The 17,363-nt window shown below is 66.9% G+C and carries 12 protein-coding genes; 6 read left to right on the top strand and 6 right to left on the bottom strand.

The window, feature by feature from the left end:
• Window positions 1-162: 162 nt before the first annotated feature.
• The 3 genes from ACFU4Z_RS01895 to ACFU4Z_RS01885 all read left to right on the top strand — a co-directional run bounded on the left by ACFU4Z_RS01895 (window position 163) and on the right by ACFU4Z_RS01885 (window position 6,391).
• On the top strand, window positions 163-1,269 hold the full coding sequence (locus tag ACFU4Z_RS01895; RefSeq protein ID WP_379058897.1) for an MAB_1171c family putative transporter: 1,107 nt from the start codon (window positions 163-165) through the stop codon (window positions 1,267-1,269).
• A gap of 213 nt (window positions 1,270-1,482) precedes the next feature.
• Complete coding sequence (locus ACFU4Z_RS01890; protein WP_379058894.1) at window positions 1,483-2,571, top strand: MAB_1171c family putative transporter; 1,089 nt, start codon at window positions 1,483-1,485, stop codon at window positions 2,569-2,571.
• A 310-nt stretch (window positions 2,572-2,881) separates the two neighbouring features.
• On the top strand, window positions 2,882-6,391 hold the full coding sequence (locus ACFU4Z_RS01885) for an amino acid adenylation domain-containing protein (protein WP_379058891.1): 3,510 nt from the start codon (window positions 2,882-2,884) through the stop codon (window positions 6,389-6,391).
• A gap of 83 nt (window positions 6,392-6,474) precedes the next feature.
• Here ACFU4Z_RS01885 and ACFU4Z_RS01880 read toward each other — a convergent pair whose 3' ends face one another.
• Window positions 6,475-7,854, bottom strand: a complete 1,380-nt coding sequence (locus tag ACFU4Z_RS01880; protein ID WP_379058888.1) for a SagB family peptide dehydrogenase — start codon at window positions 7,852-7,854, stop codon at window positions 6,475-6,477.
• 45 nt (window positions 7,855-7,899) lie between these two features.
• Entirely contained in the window at window positions 7,900-8,880 is a 981-nt protein-coding gene (locus ACFU4Z_RS01875; RefSeq protein ID WP_379058886.1) for an ABC transporter substrate-binding protein, read from the bottom strand.
• 195 nt (window positions 8,881-9,075) lie between these two features.
• Between ACFU4Z_RS01875 and ACFU4Z_RS01870 the strand changes: the two genes are divergently transcribed.
• Window positions 9,076-10,863, top strand: coding sequence for an MFS transporter (locus ACFU4Z_RS01870; protein WP_379058883.1), 1,788 nt, complete (start codon window positions 9,076-9,078; stop codon window positions 10,861-10,863).
• Window positions 10,864-10,888: 25 nt separating this feature from the next.
• Here ACFU4Z_RS01870 and ACFU4Z_RS01865 read toward each other — a convergent pair whose 3' ends face one another.
• Window positions 10,889-11,872 carry an ABC transporter substrate-binding protein gene (locus ACFU4Z_RS01865; protein WP_379058881.1) on the bottom strand — a complete coding sequence of 328 codons (984 nt, stop codon included), beginning with the start codon at window positions 11,870-11,872 and terminating at the stop codon, window positions 10,889-10,891.
• A gap of 116 nt (window positions 11,873-11,988) precedes the next feature.
• On the opposite strand from ACFU4Z_RS01865, the gene ACFU4Z_RS01860 reads away from it, so the two are divergent.
• Window positions 11,989-12,570, top strand: coding sequence for a Uma2 family endonuclease (locus ACFU4Z_RS01860; RefSeq protein ID WP_379058879.1), 582 nt, complete (start codon window positions 11,989-11,991; stop codon window positions 12,568-12,570).
• A gap of 39 nt (window positions 12,571-12,609) precedes the next feature.
• Here ACFU4Z_RS01860 and ACFU4Z_RS01855 read toward each other — a convergent pair whose 3' ends face one another.
• Both ACFU4Z_RS01855 and ACFU4Z_RS01850 read right to left on the bottom strand, forming a co-directional pair.
• Window positions 12,610-13,008, bottom strand: coding sequence for a cupin (locus ACFU4Z_RS01855; protein ID WP_379058876.1), 399 nt, complete (start codon window positions 13,006-13,008; stop codon window positions 12,610-12,612).
• 22 nt (window positions 13,009-13,030) lie between these two features.
• Entirely contained in the window at window positions 13,031-14,476 is a 1,446-nt protein-coding gene (locus ACFU4Z_RS01850) for an MFS transporter (RefSeq protein ID WP_379058873.1), read from the bottom strand.
• A 69-nt stretch (window positions 14,477-14,545) separates the two neighbouring features.
• Here ACFU4Z_RS01850 and ACFU4Z_RS01845 point away from each other — a divergent pair, with 69 nt between their 5' ends.
• On the top strand, window positions 14,546-15,214 hold the full coding sequence (locus ACFU4Z_RS01845) for a TetR/AcrR family transcriptional regulator (RefSeq protein ID WP_379058871.1): 669 nt from the start codon (window positions 14,546-14,548) through the stop codon (window positions 15,212-15,214).
• Between the two features lie 55 nt (window positions 15,215-15,269).
• Here the strand turns inward: ACFU4Z_RS01845 and ACFU4Z_RS01840 are convergent, their stop codons facing one another.
• A complete protein-coding gene (locus tag ACFU4Z_RS01840) occupies window positions 15,270-17,303 on the bottom strand; it encodes a M13 family metallopeptidase (RefSeq protein ID WP_379058868.1) in 2,034 nt (677 codons plus the stop codon).
• Window positions 17,304-17,363 lie beyond the last annotated feature (60 nt).

The raw sequence follows: 17,363 nt of genomic DNA, 5'->3' as shown, positions 1-17,363 counted from the left end.
GGCGCCGGGGGGCCGCCCCCCCCGCGCCCGGCCCCGGGGCGCCCCCAGCGCCCCACCCCCCGCCCCCCCGCGGGGGGGGGCGGGGGCCGCCCCCCCCCCCCCCGCGGAGCCTGCCGTTCGACGATTGGTCAGGTCGGCAGTGGCCACCTATGGTCGACCGCGATGGATTCCGTACCTTTTTCGATGATGCTGTCGGTCATCGTGGTCGTCGCGGTGGTCTCGGTCGGGCGCTGGTTTCTCGTCGCCGACACCATCACCGACCGCCTGATCAATCGTGCCTGGGCATGGGACCTCGTCGGCCTCGTGCTCTATACGGCCGCCGCGCGGGTTGGGTCTGCCGCGCTGGGGCAGCGGCTGTTCCTGTGCTGTGGGCTGATGACCGCCGCCGTGGTCGTCGGTGTCGGCCAACTGGTCGACGGCGCGGACCCGGAGGCGGTGCGCCGAAGTCAGAAGATCTACGGTGTCATCGCTGCTCTCATTGCGACACTGACGCTGGCGATTTCGCCGGTCGCCCAGCGTGTACTGCGTCTCGACATCGACGAGTTCGTCTGGCTGCTGTCCGAAATTCCGCTCGCGGTAAGCGGCTTCCTGATCGCGCGAGCCAGTCTGCGTGAACTGCGAACCGCCGGCCATACGGTGAAAGAGAAGCTGACGTATTCGGTTCTGTTCGTCCTCGCGTCCTACTGGACGGTGTCGGCATTCATCACCGTGGCCCGCGCGGCGTACGGGACCTCGCCGAGCAATCCCGGGAACATATGGGCAATTACGGCAGTGTTGTGCCTACTGCTCGTCACAGCGTTGACCGCGATACCACTGTTCAGCGCGGTGCTGACGCGAGTAGAGCTGGATCGGTTCGGTTGGCGCTGTCGTCGGCTGCGACCGCTGTGGCGGGATCTGACCACTGCCGTGCCGGAAGTCGTCCTTCGCCACAGCGATGCGATCGACAGCAGTTCGGCCTCACGGCTCTATCGGATGACGGTAGAGATCCAGGACGCGCTACTGCGTTTGAAGCCGTACGTCCCGGCCTCGATACCCGGGCGAGAAGGCCCCCCGGCCGACGACGTCAGCGGCTACGCCCACCGGATCGCGCATGCCGTACACGCCAGAGCCGAGGGGCATCCGGTCCGACAGAGCGCCCATGTCGGCGCCATCGTGGCTCCTGGCGGCCGGGATCGTGCCCAGGAATTGCGCCAGCTACTCGAATTGGCGCACGAATGGCCGAGGGCCCGTGCGAGCATCGCGGCTCGCACGGGCCTCTACAGCGGATAGCCTGCGGCTACGTCGCCGCGTTGGCGAACATGAGAGTCACCATGGCACGCTGATGGTTCTCCGCGTCCGGATCCCCTGGCCAACTACCGTAGGCCAGGCGGCCGAGCATCCCGGTGTCGTCGTCTTCGCCTGCCGCGACAACTGCTGTGAAACAGACCGGAAACCCATGTCCGGTCGGTAAATGGTCACTTGGGCGATGCATGGAGGGCGCCGATGAACACCCCGGCGCCGACCTGGCTCGCCGTGCTCACCGTTGTCGTTGTCTGCGTCGTGACCGTCGCACGCTGGCGGTTCGCCGACGACAGTGTGGCCGATCGACTCATCAACCGGGCGCTGAGTTGGGTGAGCCTCGATGTCATTGTCGCCCAATTCGGCGTCTGGTTCGGGGCAGCCGAGATGTGCCATCTGATCTTTCTCGCACTGTGCCCGATAGCCGTGGCGAACCTCTACGGTCTTGCTGGAATGTTCGCTGGTGCGGACCCGGGCACCGCTCGGCTTCGACAGCGGCGCTATGACGCCGTCGGGGTGCTCGGCGGCGGCGCGATACTGGTCATCGGCCAGCCTATGGACTACACCGGAGCCGGGTTCTGGTGGCGGGCGGCGTGTTACTGGGCGATCTTCAATGTGCCGACCACGGTGGCAGCCACCCTGCTTATCCGCGCGTGCATCCGTGAACTGCGCGGCGGTGCCAGGCTGCGGGAACTGGTGGCCTACGGTGCACTGCTGATACTCGCGGTCGGCTGGTACTTCGCTGCGATTCGGGCACTGTGGCAGATCCGAGACCAGGTCGCGCCCGGCGGCTCGGCTGTCCAATGGGGCGTCGTGTCTTGTGCTTTCGGCATTCTGGTCCCCGGCATCACGGCGATGCCGTTGCTGAACGGGCTGCTGACTCGGTGCGGCTTGGATCGTGCCGGAAGGGATCTGCGGCGACTGCGGCCGCTGTGGCGCGATCTCACCGACGCGGTGCCGGAGATCGCGATGCGCTCAGAAGTCGGTCACGTCGCCGACCCGCGTGCCCAGCTGTATCGCATGGTTGTCGAAATCCGGGACGCATTGCTGCATCTGCGCCGATATGCACCGCCCGAAGGCAGCTCCGAGTATCAGGGCGCCGCAGGCTATGCGCGACTGGTGGCACGCGCGGTGCACCAGAAGGCCAGCGGTGCCGCACCCGCCGCGAGCGGGCAGGCCACCGATCTCTTCCTGCTCGGCGGCGAAGATTTGTCCGCTGATCTCGGCCATCTGCTGGCACTATCGCGTGCGTGGCCGCGGGTCGGCGGCGCCAGGGGAGTGCCGAATCGATGACCGCACAGGCGCGTTGAGCGTGCCCGATCGTCGTGGGCATCGTCGCGATCGCCCGATGGCTGCTTGTCGAGGACATCGTGTCCCGGCCGCCTGGTCAACTGGGCGCCGGCCTGGTCGGTCGTGGGACTTGTCGGCCAGGAATTCGGTGCGGAGCCGAGTCGCGGGCCGAGCGCCCGGCCAGTGCGCGGTGCTCGCACCGCATGAGAAGAGTCTCCTTATGTAGGTTAGGCAACCCTATCTCGTTGGGTTAAGCTACGGCTGAACAGTCTCGATTCGCCGGAGGCGGCGACAGACAAGGAGTGGCAGCGGCATGGAGTCGGCACAGCGGCCGGGGGACGGCACGGCGGGGATCGGCAAGGAGGAGATCCGGGCCGCGGTGGCAGGCCAAATCGGGCTGACGGCCGCAGATATCGCCGATCACGACGACCTCATCCAATTGGGGCTGGACTCGATCCGCACCATGAAGCTGGCGGGCGGGTGGCGCAAGCGGGGGGCCGACATCAACTTCGCCCAGCTCGCGGCCAATCCAACGGTGGCGTCCTGGCACGACCTGCTCGGAACAGAGTCGGCCGAGACCGAGTCGGTCGCCGAGGTCGGGTCCGCCGAGCCGACGCCCGCCGAGGCAGTGGGCGATGACACGCCCTTCCCGCTGGCGACGATGCAGCATGCGTACTGGATCGGTCGCTCCGATGAACAGGAGCTCGGCGGCGTCGCGGCCCATCTCTACGTCGAATTCGACGGCGGCCGTATCGATCCCGCGCGGCTGGAGCGGGCGGTGGCCGAGCTGATAGCGGTGCATCCCATGCTGCGCACCAGATTCCTGCCGGACGGCACACAGCAGACCATGTCCGCACCGGGCAAGCCTGTGTTCACCGTCGTCGACCTGCGCGACCACGCCCCAGCGGCCGCCGAGGCCACACTGGCCGAGTTGCGTGACCACAAGACACATCAGCGCCTCGCCATCGAAGACGGCCAGGTCATCGACATCACGCTGACCCTGCGCGATGCCGACCACACGCGGCTGCACCTGGACGTCGACATGCTGGCCGGCGACGCGATGAGCTACCGCGTCCTCATCTCCGACCTGGCCGAGCTGTATCACGGTGCGCAGTTGCCGGTCCCCGGCTATAGCTACCAGCGCTATCGCACCGAACGTCAGGAGGACACCGCGGTCCGCGAGCGCGACCGGCAGTGGTGGCAGCGGCGACTGCCCGAATTGCCCGGCGCGCCCGAGCTGCCCACCGTCCCGGTCGCGGAGCGCACGGCACCGCACCGCACCGTCCGCTACGACCACTGGTTGGCGCCGGAGGCCAAGCAGCGTCTGCTCGCCGCCGCGCACGAGCGCGGCATCACCCCGGCCATGGCGCTGGCCGCGGTCTTCGCCGAGACCATCGGCGGTTGGTCGGCGCAGAGTCGGTTCTTGCTGAATGTGCCGCTGTTCCATCGGGAACCGGTCCATCCCGATATCGACAGGCTGATCGGTGACTTCACCTCGTCGATCATGCTCGAGGTCGACGTCACCGAGAACATGTCCGTGACCGACCGCGCCCGTGCGCTACAGCGCAGCATGCATGAAAGCGGCGCGCACACAGCCTATTCCGGGCTAGAGGTGTTGCGCGATCTCGGCAGGCACCGTGGCGAACCGGTACTCGCCCCTGTGGTCTACACCAGCGCGCTGAACCTGGGTGAACTGTTCGCCGACCGGGTCACCGAGACCTTCGGCGAGCCGGTGTGGATCATCTCGCAGGGCCCGCAGGTGCTGCTGGACGCCCAGGTCACCGAGGTGCGCGGCGGATTGCTACTGAACTGGGACGTCCGCGAGGACGCGTTCCCCGCAGGCATGGTCGATGCGATGTTCGCCAGGTACACCGCGGCCATCGGACGGCTCGGCGACGGCGACGCGGGGTGGAACGCGGAGGCCGCGGTGCGGCTGCCGGTCGCCCAGGCCGAGGTGCGTGCCGCGGTCAACGCGACGGACGGACCGGTCAGCGGACGCTGCCTGCACCAGGGCTTCTTCGAGCACGCCGCGGCCGATGCCGATCTTCCCGCGGTGGTGTGGGGGCTCGGCGACGGCGCAGGCGCATGGAGCTACGGGGAACTGGCCGCGCGAGCGCTTGCGGTCGCGGGCGCCCTGCACGCCGAGGGCGTGTGCCCCGGTGACGCGGTCGCTGTTCAGCTGCCCAAGGGGCCGGACCAGATCGTGGCCGTGCTCGGCGTACTCGCGGTCGGCGCGACCTACGTGCCGATCGGATTCGATCAGCCGGTCGGCCGCCGCGCCGAGATCTTGCGCACCGGTGAGGTTGTCGCCGCGCTGGTGGTCGAGGGTGCGGATGTGGGCGTACCCATCCCGTGCGTGCCGATCGGCGCGGCCGGTACATATCCGCGACCGCTCGATGGGCCGGTCTGTCCAGATACCGAACAGATCGCCTACGTGCTTTTCACCTCCGGCTCGACCGGCGTGCCCAAGGGCGTCGAGGTCCCGCACCGCGCGGCGATGAACATTATCGACGCGATCAACGAATGGTTCGATGTGGGCAGCGCCGACCGGTCCTTCGGGTTGTCCGCCCTGGAATTCGATCTCTCGGTATACGACATCTTCGGCTTGCTCTCGGTGGGTGGCGCGGTGGTCGCCGTCGATCCGCACCAGCGTGCCGAGCCGACCACGTGGGTGGAACTACTTCGCCGCCACCGGGTTTCGATTATCAACTGTGTGCCGAGCATGCTGGACACGATCCTGCAGATCGGTGGGGACAATCTGGGTGACTCCCTGCGCGCGGTCATTCTCGGCGGTGACTGGGTCGGCGCCGACCTGGCTCGCCGGTTGGCCCGCCAAGTACCTGGCTGCCGATTCTCCGGGCTGGGTGGCGCGACCGAGACCGCGATTCACAGCACCGTCTGCGAGGTCGTCGGTGCACCCCCCGCGCACTGGGTGACGGTGCCGTTCGGTGTTCCACTGCGCAATGTCCGATGCCGGGTCGTCGCACTGTCGGGACGGGACTGCCCGGATTGGGTGCCCGGTGAACTCTGGGTAGGTGGTGCGAATGTGGCCACTGGCTACCGCAATGATCCGGAGCGAACCGCGCAGCGATTTGTCGAATTCGAAGGTGTCCGCTGGTATAAGACCGGCGATATGGCGAGGTACTGGCCCGACGGCACCGTCGAATTCCTCGGTCGCGCCGATCATCAGGTGCAGATCCGCGGCTACCGGGTCGAGCTGGGAGAGGTGGAGACCGCGTTGCGCACTGTGTCCGGGGTCCGGCATGCCGTCGCGGCGGTGGTCGGTACGGGCGCGCCTAAGCTGGTCGCCGCGATCACGGGTGATCCGGACGAGATCGGCGATATCACCTCCGCCCTATCGGACCTGTTGCCGGGCTACATGATTCCGACCAGGATCGAATTCCTCGAGCAGATGCCGCTGACCGCCAACGCCAAACTGGACCGGCGGGCGGTGGTAGCGCTGCTCGAACCCGACGCCGCAGATGCCCACGACGGCGTTCCGGGCAATGACGTCGAGGCGGCGCTGGTCGATATTGTCGCCGGGGTGCTCGGCGTCGATTCGGTGGGTGTGCGCGACGACTTCTTCGGGCTCGGAGGCGATTCGGTGCTTGCCACCACGGTCATTGCCCGGGTGCGTGAATGGCTCGATGTCGATCACGCGCTGGTCGCGGACATCTTCGCGGCCCGCACCGTCGCCGGACTCGCCACTCGTTTGGTGGATCGGGAAACCGGGCGTGGTGAGCCGGATCGACTGGCCGCGGTCGCGCGGTTGTACCTGGAAATCGCGGCCATGAGCGACGAGGAGGTTCTTGCCCAGCTCTGAGGCTGCCGCATGACAAACAGCCGAGGTCCCAGCGCACGGGCGCTGGGACCTCGTTTGTGTAGTCCTGCTGGATTGACAGCGATTCAGCGTGGCGCGGGGGAACCGATGATCATGCTGCCGACGCTGCACTCCTCCAATTCGTCCACGCCCGCGGCGGCTGCGAAAGCCGCTGTGTCGCAGAAACCTTGGGCGCACGCACCCAACCCCATGGCGGTCACCGTCAGGTAGATCGTCTGCATCAGCACGCCGACATCCTTGAGGATCGTGGCATAGGCGACCTGCTCGTAGGTCCACATCACCCGGCCGCAACGGGCCGCCATGACCACGAGCACCTGGGGTTCGGCGCCCTGGGGCAACGTTGCCGACGTGGACTTCAAGAGTTGTGCCACCGCAGGCGAATCCGCCGTGGCCACGGGGCGCAGCACATGCTCGAACGAGTCGTAGTGGTACATACCCGGCGCCAGTCCCGCGACATTGCGCACCACCGGATAGAGCTCGAGTTCGTAGACACTGCCGCCCGACGGATAGGGCCGTGAGAGCAGCTCTTCGCCCCCGTCCGCCGGTCCGGTGCTCCGCGTTCTGGCTGTGCGATACAGCAATTCGGCCAGCTGCGCGATGGTGATCGGGAGCGCATCGTCGAAGGTCCTGGTCGAGACCCGGTCCTCCAGGACGGCCGTCAGCGTCGGATCCTCGACACGGTTCGCCGCCAGATCTGGGACCGGCAACGCCACCGCCTCGCCCGGGTAGTTCGCCTTGCGGGCGGGCGGCTGCGGGAACTGCCCCTTCGCCCACTTGGTCGGGCCGAAATGCTCCCAGGTGACGGTGCGCTCGCCGAGCGTGCTGCGACGGTGGAACCACAGGTCGGGCAGGCTCCAACTGCGCGTGCTGAATTCGCGGTCCTCCGCGTCCGCGTCCGACACCAGGAATCCGCACCAGTGCAGGTCCTCGGCGAACTGCGCCTTGACGCCGACCGGCAGATTGGCGTCGGCCGCGCCCGGCCCGTCGAGCAGGGCGAGCAGCCGCGGATCATGGATGCGCAGATCGCACCAGGCCCGTGGGTGCTCGAGCACGAAACCCTTCGAGTCCCGGTGCAGCACTGCGAATGTGGACAACGTCGCGGACCAGGACAACGGGGTGGTCGGGCGGGGCGCGGGCTGTCCGAATGGCCGGACGGTGTAGAGATCGCGCCCGCCATCGCGCACCGTGACCGAGAGCCAGCCGCCGTCGGCGAGCCGGTCCATCAGCCCGGCGACGTCGTCGCCGCCCGCCGCCGCTGACATTTCGGAGACGGTCGCGGGCCCGCGGTTCAGTGTCTCGAGTGCCTGGATTTGACCGGCGGCCAGGCCGACCAGCTTCTCGTCGCGCGGCGGATTCAGCAGCACCGCGCCCGCGGTCGTTGTCAGGCAGGTGACACCGTCACGCAGCGCGAATCTGGTCTGGTCGGGATATGTGACGGCGGGCAAAATCGCGAACCTCTGCTTGTGGGATCGAAATGACTGGCGCGCTGCCTATTTCGCCGCGGTGGCGAAGGCAGGTTCGAGCTTGTCCAGGATGTAGGGCACCGAAAGCGCGGTCGGCTGGTTCACCGCGCTGATCTCCTGGGTGGTGAGGAATACGACCGAGCCTTTCTTCACCGCGGGCAGCTCGGCGTAGCCCGGCAGCTGCCGGTACTTCTCGTCCAGACCGGTGGAGTAGCCGGCCAACAGCACGTCGGAGGTGAGTTCGTTGACGCGTTCCGGGGAGAGCGCGAGGCGCCCCTGGTTGGCGGGCAGGTCGGTGAGGTTCTTGGGGATGCTGAGGCCGAGTTGAGTGAACACCTTGGAGGAGCCGTCGTTCGGGTCGGTCAACACCATCAACTGCGTGGGGCCTGCCAGCCAGGTGCTCGCGAAGGTCTTGCCCTTCAGGCCTGGGTTCGCCGCGGTGATCGCGGTGATCTTCGCGTCCACCTTCGCGATCACCTCGGTCGCTTCGTCCTGTTTGTGCAGTGCCTTACCGAGCGCGGTGACCTGGTCCTGCCACGGGGTGATGGCCTCCTTGGTGAGTCCGGGGAGGGTCGCTGCGATATGGGAGAGCTCGTCGTAGGTCTTCTGGTCGGCGATGAAAGTGTCGACCAGAATGAGATCGGGCTCCAGCGCGGCGACTTGCTCGACCAGATTGCCCGAGGCGTTCAATACCTTCGCGGACTCCAGCGTTTTCGGTTGCCACGGTGGCGCGCTCTTCGACATGACTGCGACATTGTCGACGTAGCCGATCGGTGTCACACCGAGCGCCAGTGTGGTGTCGAGCCACTGGTTGCCGAGCGCGACGATCTTCTGGGGAGTGCCCTCGATGGTGGTCTCCCCGCGAGCGTGGGTGATGGTGACCGAGGAGCCGCCCGAGCTCGAATCGTCGCTGGACGATCCGCACGCGGTGACGCCGAGGGCGAGGGCGCCGGCCAGCACGGCCACCGTCGCGCGCGCCCACCTGCGGGATGCTCGAACAGACTTCATGGTTGAACCCTCCTTCGTCGAGGAGCTTCCTCGACTCGACTCCTTCGAGCCACCAGCATTAAATCAGCCAAGGCTAACCTATCTTGCTGCCGGATTCGATGAGCAGGTGCGCGTCCGAAGGGTGGGACATCGACTTGATCGTTACATCCGCTAACTATATAGTTTGCGGAGCTAATATTTCTGCGAGGGGCTGCCGTGACGAATCCATCCACCGATCTCGACCTCGGCGATGTCCGAACCATCCGCCGCCGGTTGCGCTACGACCGGGACCATCCGCGCTACAAGTGGATCGTCCTGACCAACACCACCCTCGGCGTGCTGCTCACCGCGATCAATTCCTCGATCGTGCTGATCTCGCTGCCCGCGATCTTCCGCGGCATCGGTCTGAACCCGCTCGATGCGGGAAATGTCGGCTACCTGCTCTGGATTCTGATGGGGTACCTGCTGGCGACGGCCGTGCTCGTGGTGATGTTCGGGCGGCTCGGCGACATCTTCGGACGCGTGCGCATCTATAACCTCGGCTTCGCGGTGTTCGCACTCTGTGCGATCGCGCTGTCCTTCGATCCATGGGACGGCGGGTCCGGGGCGATGTGGATCATCGTCTGGCGGGTCGTGCAGGGCGTCGGCGGGGCCATGCTCATGGCCAACTCCTCGGCGATCCTCACCGACGCCTTCCCCTCGAATCAGCGTGGCACCGCGCTCGGCATCAATATGGTCGCCGCGGTGGCAGGGTCGTTTCTCGGCCTGCTCATCGGCGGGGTGCTGTCGGAGTGGGATTGGCGCGCGGTGTTCTGGGTGAGCGTCCCGATCGGCATCCTCGGCGCGGTCTGGTCCTACCGGTCGCTGCACGAGGTCGGTGTGCGCTCCGAAGGCGCGGTGGACTGGACGGGCACCATCCTCTTCGGGCTCGGCTTGACCGCGTTGCTCACCGGCATCACCTATGGCATCCAGCCCTACGGTGGGCACGCCACGGGTTGGTACAGCCCGTGGGTGCTGTCTGCGGTGATCGGCGGCATCGTGCTGCTCGGAGTGTTCTGTGTGGTGGAGAGTCGGATCGCCGATCCGATGTTCAATCTGGCCTTGTTCCGCAACCGGGCGTTCGGCTTCGGCAACTTCGCCAACCTCATGGTCTCCATCGGCCGCGGTGGCATGCAGTTCATGCTGATCATCTGGTTGCAGGGCATCTGGCTGCCGTTGCACGGCTACGACTTCGCATCGACCCCGCTGTGGGCAGGCATCTACCTGCTGCCGCTGACCGTGGGATTCCTTGCCGCGGGCCCGATTTCGGGCTGGCTGTCGGATCGCTACGGGGCCAGGCTGTTCACCACCGGCGGCGCCGTGATCGCGGGGCTGACCTTCCTGTTGCTGCTGGTGATCCCGGTCGACTTCGACTACTGGCTGTTCGCGGTGATCATCCTGATCAACGGAATCGGCAGCGGGTTGTTCTTCTCGCCGAACACTGCCGCGATCATGTCCAGCGTCCCCGCCGCTCAGCGCGGGGCCGCCTCCGGCATGCGCGGCACGCTGTTCAACGGCGGCAACGCCCTGTCCATGGGAATCTTCTTCTCCCTCATGGTCGTCGGCCTCGCCGCCGGCCTGCCCGCGGCGCTCGACTCCGGGCTGCGCGCGCAGGGCGTCTCGGCCGACGCCGCCGCCCAGCTCGCCGGCATGCCCCCGGTGGCCAGCATGTTCGCCGCCTTCCTCGGCTTCAACCCGATCCAGGAATTACTCGGCCCCTCCGGCGAATTGAGTAAGCCCGGCGTCGACGCCGATACCCTGACCGGCCAGGAGTTCTTCCCGCATCTGCTCACCGGGCCGTTCCATTCCGGTCTGATCGTCGTGTTCGTCGCGGCGGCCGTCATGATGTTCCTTGCCGCCGCCGCCTCCTACTTCGCGGGCGACAAGTACGTCCATGACGAGGGCGATGAGCTCGCCGAGGCGGATGCGCCGGCCGAGATCGCGGTGCCGGTCCCGGTGCGCTGACACCGCGCCCGTGCGCGGGCATCGCCTACTTGGCGGCGTTGGCGAACGCGGGCTGCAGCTTGTCGAGCAGATACGGCACCGACAGCGCGGTCGGCTGGTTGAGGCCGCCGAGCTCTTGGATGGTCAAGAAGGTGACAGCGCCCTTCTTCACCGCGGGCAGCTCACGGAAACCCGGCAGCTGACGGTAGGTTTCGTCCATGCCGGGGGAATAGCCCGCCAGCAGCAGATCCGCGGTGAGCTCGTCGACGTGTTCCGGCGTCAGCGCCAGCCTGCCCTGACTGGCCGGTTGGTCGGCAAGGTTCTTCGGAATGCCGAGGCCGAGCTGGGTGAAGATCTGACCGGCGACGGCGTTCGGGTCGGTGACCACTATCAGCTGGGCCGGACTCGCCAGCCAGGTGCTCGCGACGGTCTTGCCCCGCAGCCCGGGGTTCGCGTGTGTGATGGTCTCGACCTTCTTATCCACGTCGGCGATGACCTTGCTCGCCCGATCCGTCCTGCGCAGCACCGAGCCGAGCGCGGTCACCTGATCCCGCCACGGCGCGATCGCCTCGTTGCTCAGCGCGGGCAGCGTCGGTGCGATCTTGGACAACTCGTCGTAATACCGCTGATCGGCGAGCAACCCGTCCACCAGAATCAGATCCGGTTCCAGCGCCGCGGTCTGCGCGGCGATATCGCCGGTGGTGTTCAACGCCGCCGCGGCACTCAGTGAGTCGGGCTCCCACGGCGGAGCCGAGTTGGGCACCGTCGCGGCCGTATCGATATAGCCGACCGGAGTAACCCCCAGCGCCAAGGCGGTATCCATCCACTGATTACCCAGCGCGACAACCCTTTTCGGAGTCCCTTCCACTGTGGTCGCGCCACGTGCGTGGGTGATGGTGACGGGTTCGCCGCTGCTGGGGTCTTCGTCGTTGCTCGAAGGCCCCCAGGTGACGACTCCGAGGGCCAGCCCACCGGCGAGCACAACGGCCGCGGCCAGTGCCAAGCCACGGGTTATCCGAACAGACTTCATCGTGTGACCCTTTCGCCGCGGCGCGTCTCCGGTGGTGCCAGCATCGGTCAGCCTAGGCCGACCCATTGTCCTGCGGACCGCAGCGCATCGGGTTGCCGCCTGGGTAGGCTTCCATCATGACCATCGAACCGTCCGGCCACTTGCCGCACGAGATGACCGAGGAGCAGTACCGTCAGCTGCCCGAGGCGATGGCGCGCGAGATCGAAGTTGTGCACGGGCACGTGATTGTCTGTGAGTCCCCTGTACCGGAGCACAATCGCGTAGCGCGCAGACTGGCAGGAGCCATGGAGCAGCTGCCGAGCACCGAGCCGTGCATCCGGGTGGAGACCGGTATTGATGTTGTGTTGTGGCGAGTGCCGAAGTTCACGTTCCGTCGGCCCGATGTGACGGTGTACCGGTGCTTGCCCGAACGGGGCGCGAAGCCGGAGTCCGGCGATGCGTTGATCGTGGTCGAGGTTTCGTCTCCATCCACCGCGGCCGAAGACTTGCTGGACAAGAAGGCCCAGTACGCCCGGGCCGGCATTCCGCTCTACCTGGTCATCGCACTCGACACCAAGTACGACATCGAAGAGGTCCGTGAGTTCAGACTCGACGCCCATGCCGCCGAGTATCGGCTGCATCGGCTGCATCGCGATGGATTCCTGCAGCTCGAGCATGTCGTGCTCGGCGAGATCACCTTCGCGGACCTCGTTCGATAGTCAGCGAGATTCCTGTCGCTGTCGGGGTGCCTCCGAAAGTTACTCGGCTACCGAACTGGCGACCGGTTCTTGGCGGGTGCCCCCGCGCAGCCCGATCGACATGATGTCGGAGGGTTGGTCGAGTTCGATGCGGTGCCAACGGCCGCGTGGCACAACGTAAGCCGTGCCGGAGGTCAGGTCGACGATGGTCTCGTCGTCGCCGGGATGTTCCGGTCGCAGGTACAGGCGCATCGCGCCGGAGAGGCAGCACACCGCCTCTTCGGAGGACGGGTGGACTTCCCAGTGGTCGGCGTGTACATCGGCGTTGGTCTCGACATGGAATGTCGCGAGCTGCCAGCCGTCGGAGCCGGTGCTCATGCGACGTTCGCCCGCGCGGATAGTGCTGTCGGGGCGAAAGTGCAGGCCGCTGTCGAACAGGTCGATCGGTGTCTTGTTCATGGTTTTCCTTCCTCGGGTACTGCTATGGACGTGCGGGGGAGAGTTCTTCGCCCAGAGGCGCTTTCGGGGTGACTGTCGCGTCGCGGCGGGCGGCGGGCAGGACCACGGCGGCGACAAGGGCGGCAGTGCCGAACACGAGTGCGGCGATACCGAGGGCGAGCGCGTAGCCGTCGTTGAGTCCGGCGGGATCGAGGCGGGCGCCGGAGCGGCTCGCGGCGATGGTGGCCAGCGCGGCGACGCCGACGCTGCCGCCGAGTTGTCGTGCGCTGTTGAACACACCCGACGCCATGCCCGCCTCTGGTCCCGCGACGCCCATGGTCGCCGCTGCGGCGACCGGGGCCAGGCACAGGCCGAGGCCGAAGCCGCCGACCAGCGAGGGTCCGAGCACGTCGGTGACGAAGCCGCCGTCGGGACTGATCAGCGCGAACCAGCCGATGCCCGCGGCGGTGAGCAGGCCGCCGCCGATGAGTGCGGACTTGGGTGAGCGTCGCGCGCCGACCCGGGTGGCGACCACGGTGCCGATGATCACGGTCAGTGAGAACGGCAGGAAGGCCGCGCCGGTCGCGCCCGCACTCATCCCCAGTACCTGCTGCATATACAGCGACACCAGGTAGAAGGCGGAGAATTGTCCTGCGGCGGCGAGGAATACGAAGAGGTTCGCGCCGGTGACCCAGCGACTGCGGAACAGTCCGAGGCGAACAAGGGGAGTGGCGACCCGCGCCTCGACCGCTAGGAAGCAGGCCAGCACGACAATGCTCGCGGTCAGCGTGGCAATCGTGACACCCGAGGTCCAGCCGTAGCGATCGGTGCGGACCACGCCGATCACCAGCAGGCCGATGCCCGCGGTCGCGAGCACCGCGCCGAGCGCGTCCAGGCGGCCGGTGGCGTGGTCGCGACGATCGGCCGCCACTCCCGCCGCCACCGCCGCGAGCGCGATCGCGACGATCGGGATATTGATCAGCATGACCCAGCGCCAGTTCGCGTACTCGGTCAGCAGCCCGCCGACCAGCACGCCCATCGCGCCGCCCGCGGCATTCACCGCGCTCCACACGCCGAGCGCCCGCAGCCGGGCGGGTCCTTCGGTGAAGGTGGTGGTCAGGGTGGCGAGTGCGGCGGGCGCGACGCCCGCCGCCGCCACGCCCTGCACAGCGCGCGCGGCCACCAGTTGCCACGGAGCCTGCGCGAAACCGCCTGCCATCGAGGCGATTCCGAACACGACCAGCCCGGCGGCGAACAGCCTTCGCCGTCCGAACAGATCGCAGGCTTTGCCACCGAGCAGCAGGAACCCGCCGAAGGTCAGCGCGTAGATGTGCACCACCCAGGCCAGCTCGAGCGGCGCGAATCCCAGATCGGCGCGGATCGCGGGCAGCGCGACATTCACGACCGCCATATCGAGGGCCACCATGAACTGTGCGACGGCCACGGCCGCCAGGGCGACTCCTGGCCGCTCACTCAAGTTTTTATACACGTATAAAAACTAGCCGCAGAGTGGTCCCGTGTCCACACATCCCTTCGGCGATGGGCGATGATGGACCCCATGCCGAACCCGTCGCCGCAGCACAACCGCACCGGAAGGCCCCCGCGCATCTCCCTGCCGGAGATCCTCGCGGCGGCCCACACGGTCATCGATGCCGATGGCGTCGAGAAGCTGACGATGCGTCGCCTGGCCACCGAACTCGCCTGCACCCCGATGGCGCTCTACCACCACGTGCACGACAAGGAAGACCTGCTGCGGCTGCTACTGAACGACTACGCCGACCAGGTGGTCTGGCCGTCGCTGCCGGACGCGCCACGCGAGCGAATCCTCGTCGCCGCCAAGGCAATGCACGAGGTGCTCGCCGCACGCTCCTGGATCGTCGAGGTCCTCGTCTCCGACGACCTGTTCGGCGTCTCGGCGCTCTGGATCAACGAAACCATCATCGATGCCGCCATCGCGAGCGGCCTCGGTCCCGACCGGGCCGTGTACGCCTACCGCGTGATCTGGCACTACACGGCGGGCGACCTCATAGTTCGCGCCAAATCCGGGCGCCGAGCCGCCGAAAACCGTCCCACCTACCGCGAATCGGTCTTCGCCGACCTCGACCCCGAAACCCTACCCCGCCTAGCCGCTCTCGGCCCGCGCTGGGTCGAACTCACCGCTGTGGACACCTACGACTACGGCCTCCGAGCCCTGGTCGACGGTCTGCTCGCCGGCGGCGAAAGCTAGCAGCCCGGCACTGTGGCCGGGCTGCTGGTCGGGATGGTGGATAACCACCAAGCGCTCAGAAACTGACGCGCTGGTTCTCCGGCATGAACAACTTGTCGCCTTCCTTCACTCCGAAGGTGTTGTAGAACTCGGCGAGATTGCGCATCACCTGGTTGCAACGGAATTCGCTGGGGGAATGGGTGTCCTGCAGCTGATTGATGGTGGCTTCCTCGGTCTGCTTCTCGCGCCAGCTGCGGGCATGGGAGAAGAACATCTGCTGGAAGTCCGGTTCCTTGCCCTCTCGCTTCGCCGCGATGCGGTAGGCCTCCAGCGCGATCTGCAGCCCGCGCAGGTCGGCGAGGTTCTCGCCGACCGTGAGCGCGCCGTCGACGTGATATTTGGGATCCAGGCCCTCCGGGACAAGCGGGTTGTACTGGTCGATCAACTGCTTGGTCTTGGCCTCGAACGCGGCCAGATCCTCGGCGGTCCACCAGTCGCGCCGGTTGCCGTCGGCGTCGTACTTGGCACCCTGATCGTCGAAGCCGTGTCCGATCTCGTGGCCGATGGTGGCCCCGACCGCGCCGTAATTGACGGCTGTGGTGGCGTCCTTGTCGAAGAACGGCGGCTGCAAATAGGCGGCCGGGAAGGTGATCTGGTTATTGGTCGGGGAGTAGTAGGCATTCACCGTCTGCGGCGACATACCCCATTCGGCTTTGTCGACGGGGGTGCCGAGCCGGTTGAAGGCCTTCTTGGACTCGAAAGCATTGACCGCGAGCAGGGATTCGATCAACTTGCCCCTGGTGATCTTCAAGTCGGAGTAGTCGTCCCACTTGTCCGGGTAGCCGATCCTGGACTCGATCTTGTCGAGCTTGACGAGGGACGCTTCCCTGGTCGGCTGCGACATCCAGGTGGAATGGGTGAAGTTATCCCGGTACGCGGCCATGAGGTCGGCGACCATTTCCTTGGCGCGCTCCTTGGCCTCCGGCGGAAAGTGCGCGGCGACATACAGTTTGCCGAGCTGGTCGCCGAGATTGTCGTCCACGACACCGACGGCCGACTTCCACAGCTCCGGGCGTTCGTCGAGCCCGCTCAGCACCCGGCCGACGAAATCGAAGCGCGCATCGGAGATGGGCTTGGGCAGGAAGCGGGCGAAATTCGCCGTCACGCTCGTGCGCAGGTACTCCCGCCAGACGGCGATATCGACGTCGGCCCACAGCCGCGCCGCCCCCGTCACGAACGACGGCTGGGAAACCACGATCTTGTCGAACAGCTGGCGCGGCCGGTCGGTATTGCCCGCCATCCACGGGTCCCAGTCGAATTGCGGTCCGAGCGCGGTCAATTCCGACCAGCTCATCAGGTTGTAGGTGGCGTCGGTGTTCCGATTGCGCACGCTGTCCCAATGCGCGGCCGCGATCTTGGTCTCCAGGTCGACCACCCGCTGCGCCAGCCCGGTCGGATCGGCGAAGCCTGCGGCCGCGGCCATCTTTTCCACGTAGGTCTTGTAGCCCGCGAGTTGCGTCGCGTACTCCGGTTTGCGGTAGTACTGCTCGCTGAGGCCGAGGCCGGATTGGCCGATGGTCGGGATGTAGGCGTTGGAGTTCTTGCGATCGATGCCGATACCGATGCCGATCAGACCCGAGATGGGCAGTTCGGCCATCACCTTGGCCAGGTCGGGCTTGGTCGCGGCGCCGTCGATCTTGGCGTACAGATCGGCGAGCGGGGTCATCCCGAGGCGTTCGATCGTGTCGAGATCGAGGCGCGCGTCGTAGAGATCGCGAATCTGCTGCGCCTCCGAGCCCGCCTTCGGATCCTTGATGCCTTCGATGATCGCCCGCAACTGGTCCAGCGTGCGGTCGGAAGCCTCGCTGATCGCACCGACGGCGGCCTTGTCCGGCGGCAGCTGGTACTCCCGCAGCCACTTGCCGTTGACGTGCCGATACAGGTCGTCCTGCGGCCGGATAGCGTCATCGGCGCCACCCAGATCGACACCGGTGAGCTGCACGATGTCGGTCTTCGAGCACGAAACCAGCGCCACGGCGGCCGGCACGGCCCCGAGCGCGATCAGGAAGGCACGACGGTCCAGCTGGCCGGGACGACCGGTTGATGTCACGAGGATTCCTCTCCCGATGCGGTGTCCCGCATCCTCGTCAGGCGCGATATTGCTTGCCCG

Source organism: Nocardia sp. NPDC057440 (assembly GCF_042802915.1).
Taxonomy (GTDB): Bacteria; Actinomycetota; Actinomycetes; order Mycobacteriales; family Mycobacteriaceae; genus Nocardia.
This window is presented reverse-complemented; position numbering and strand designations above follow the sequence as displayed.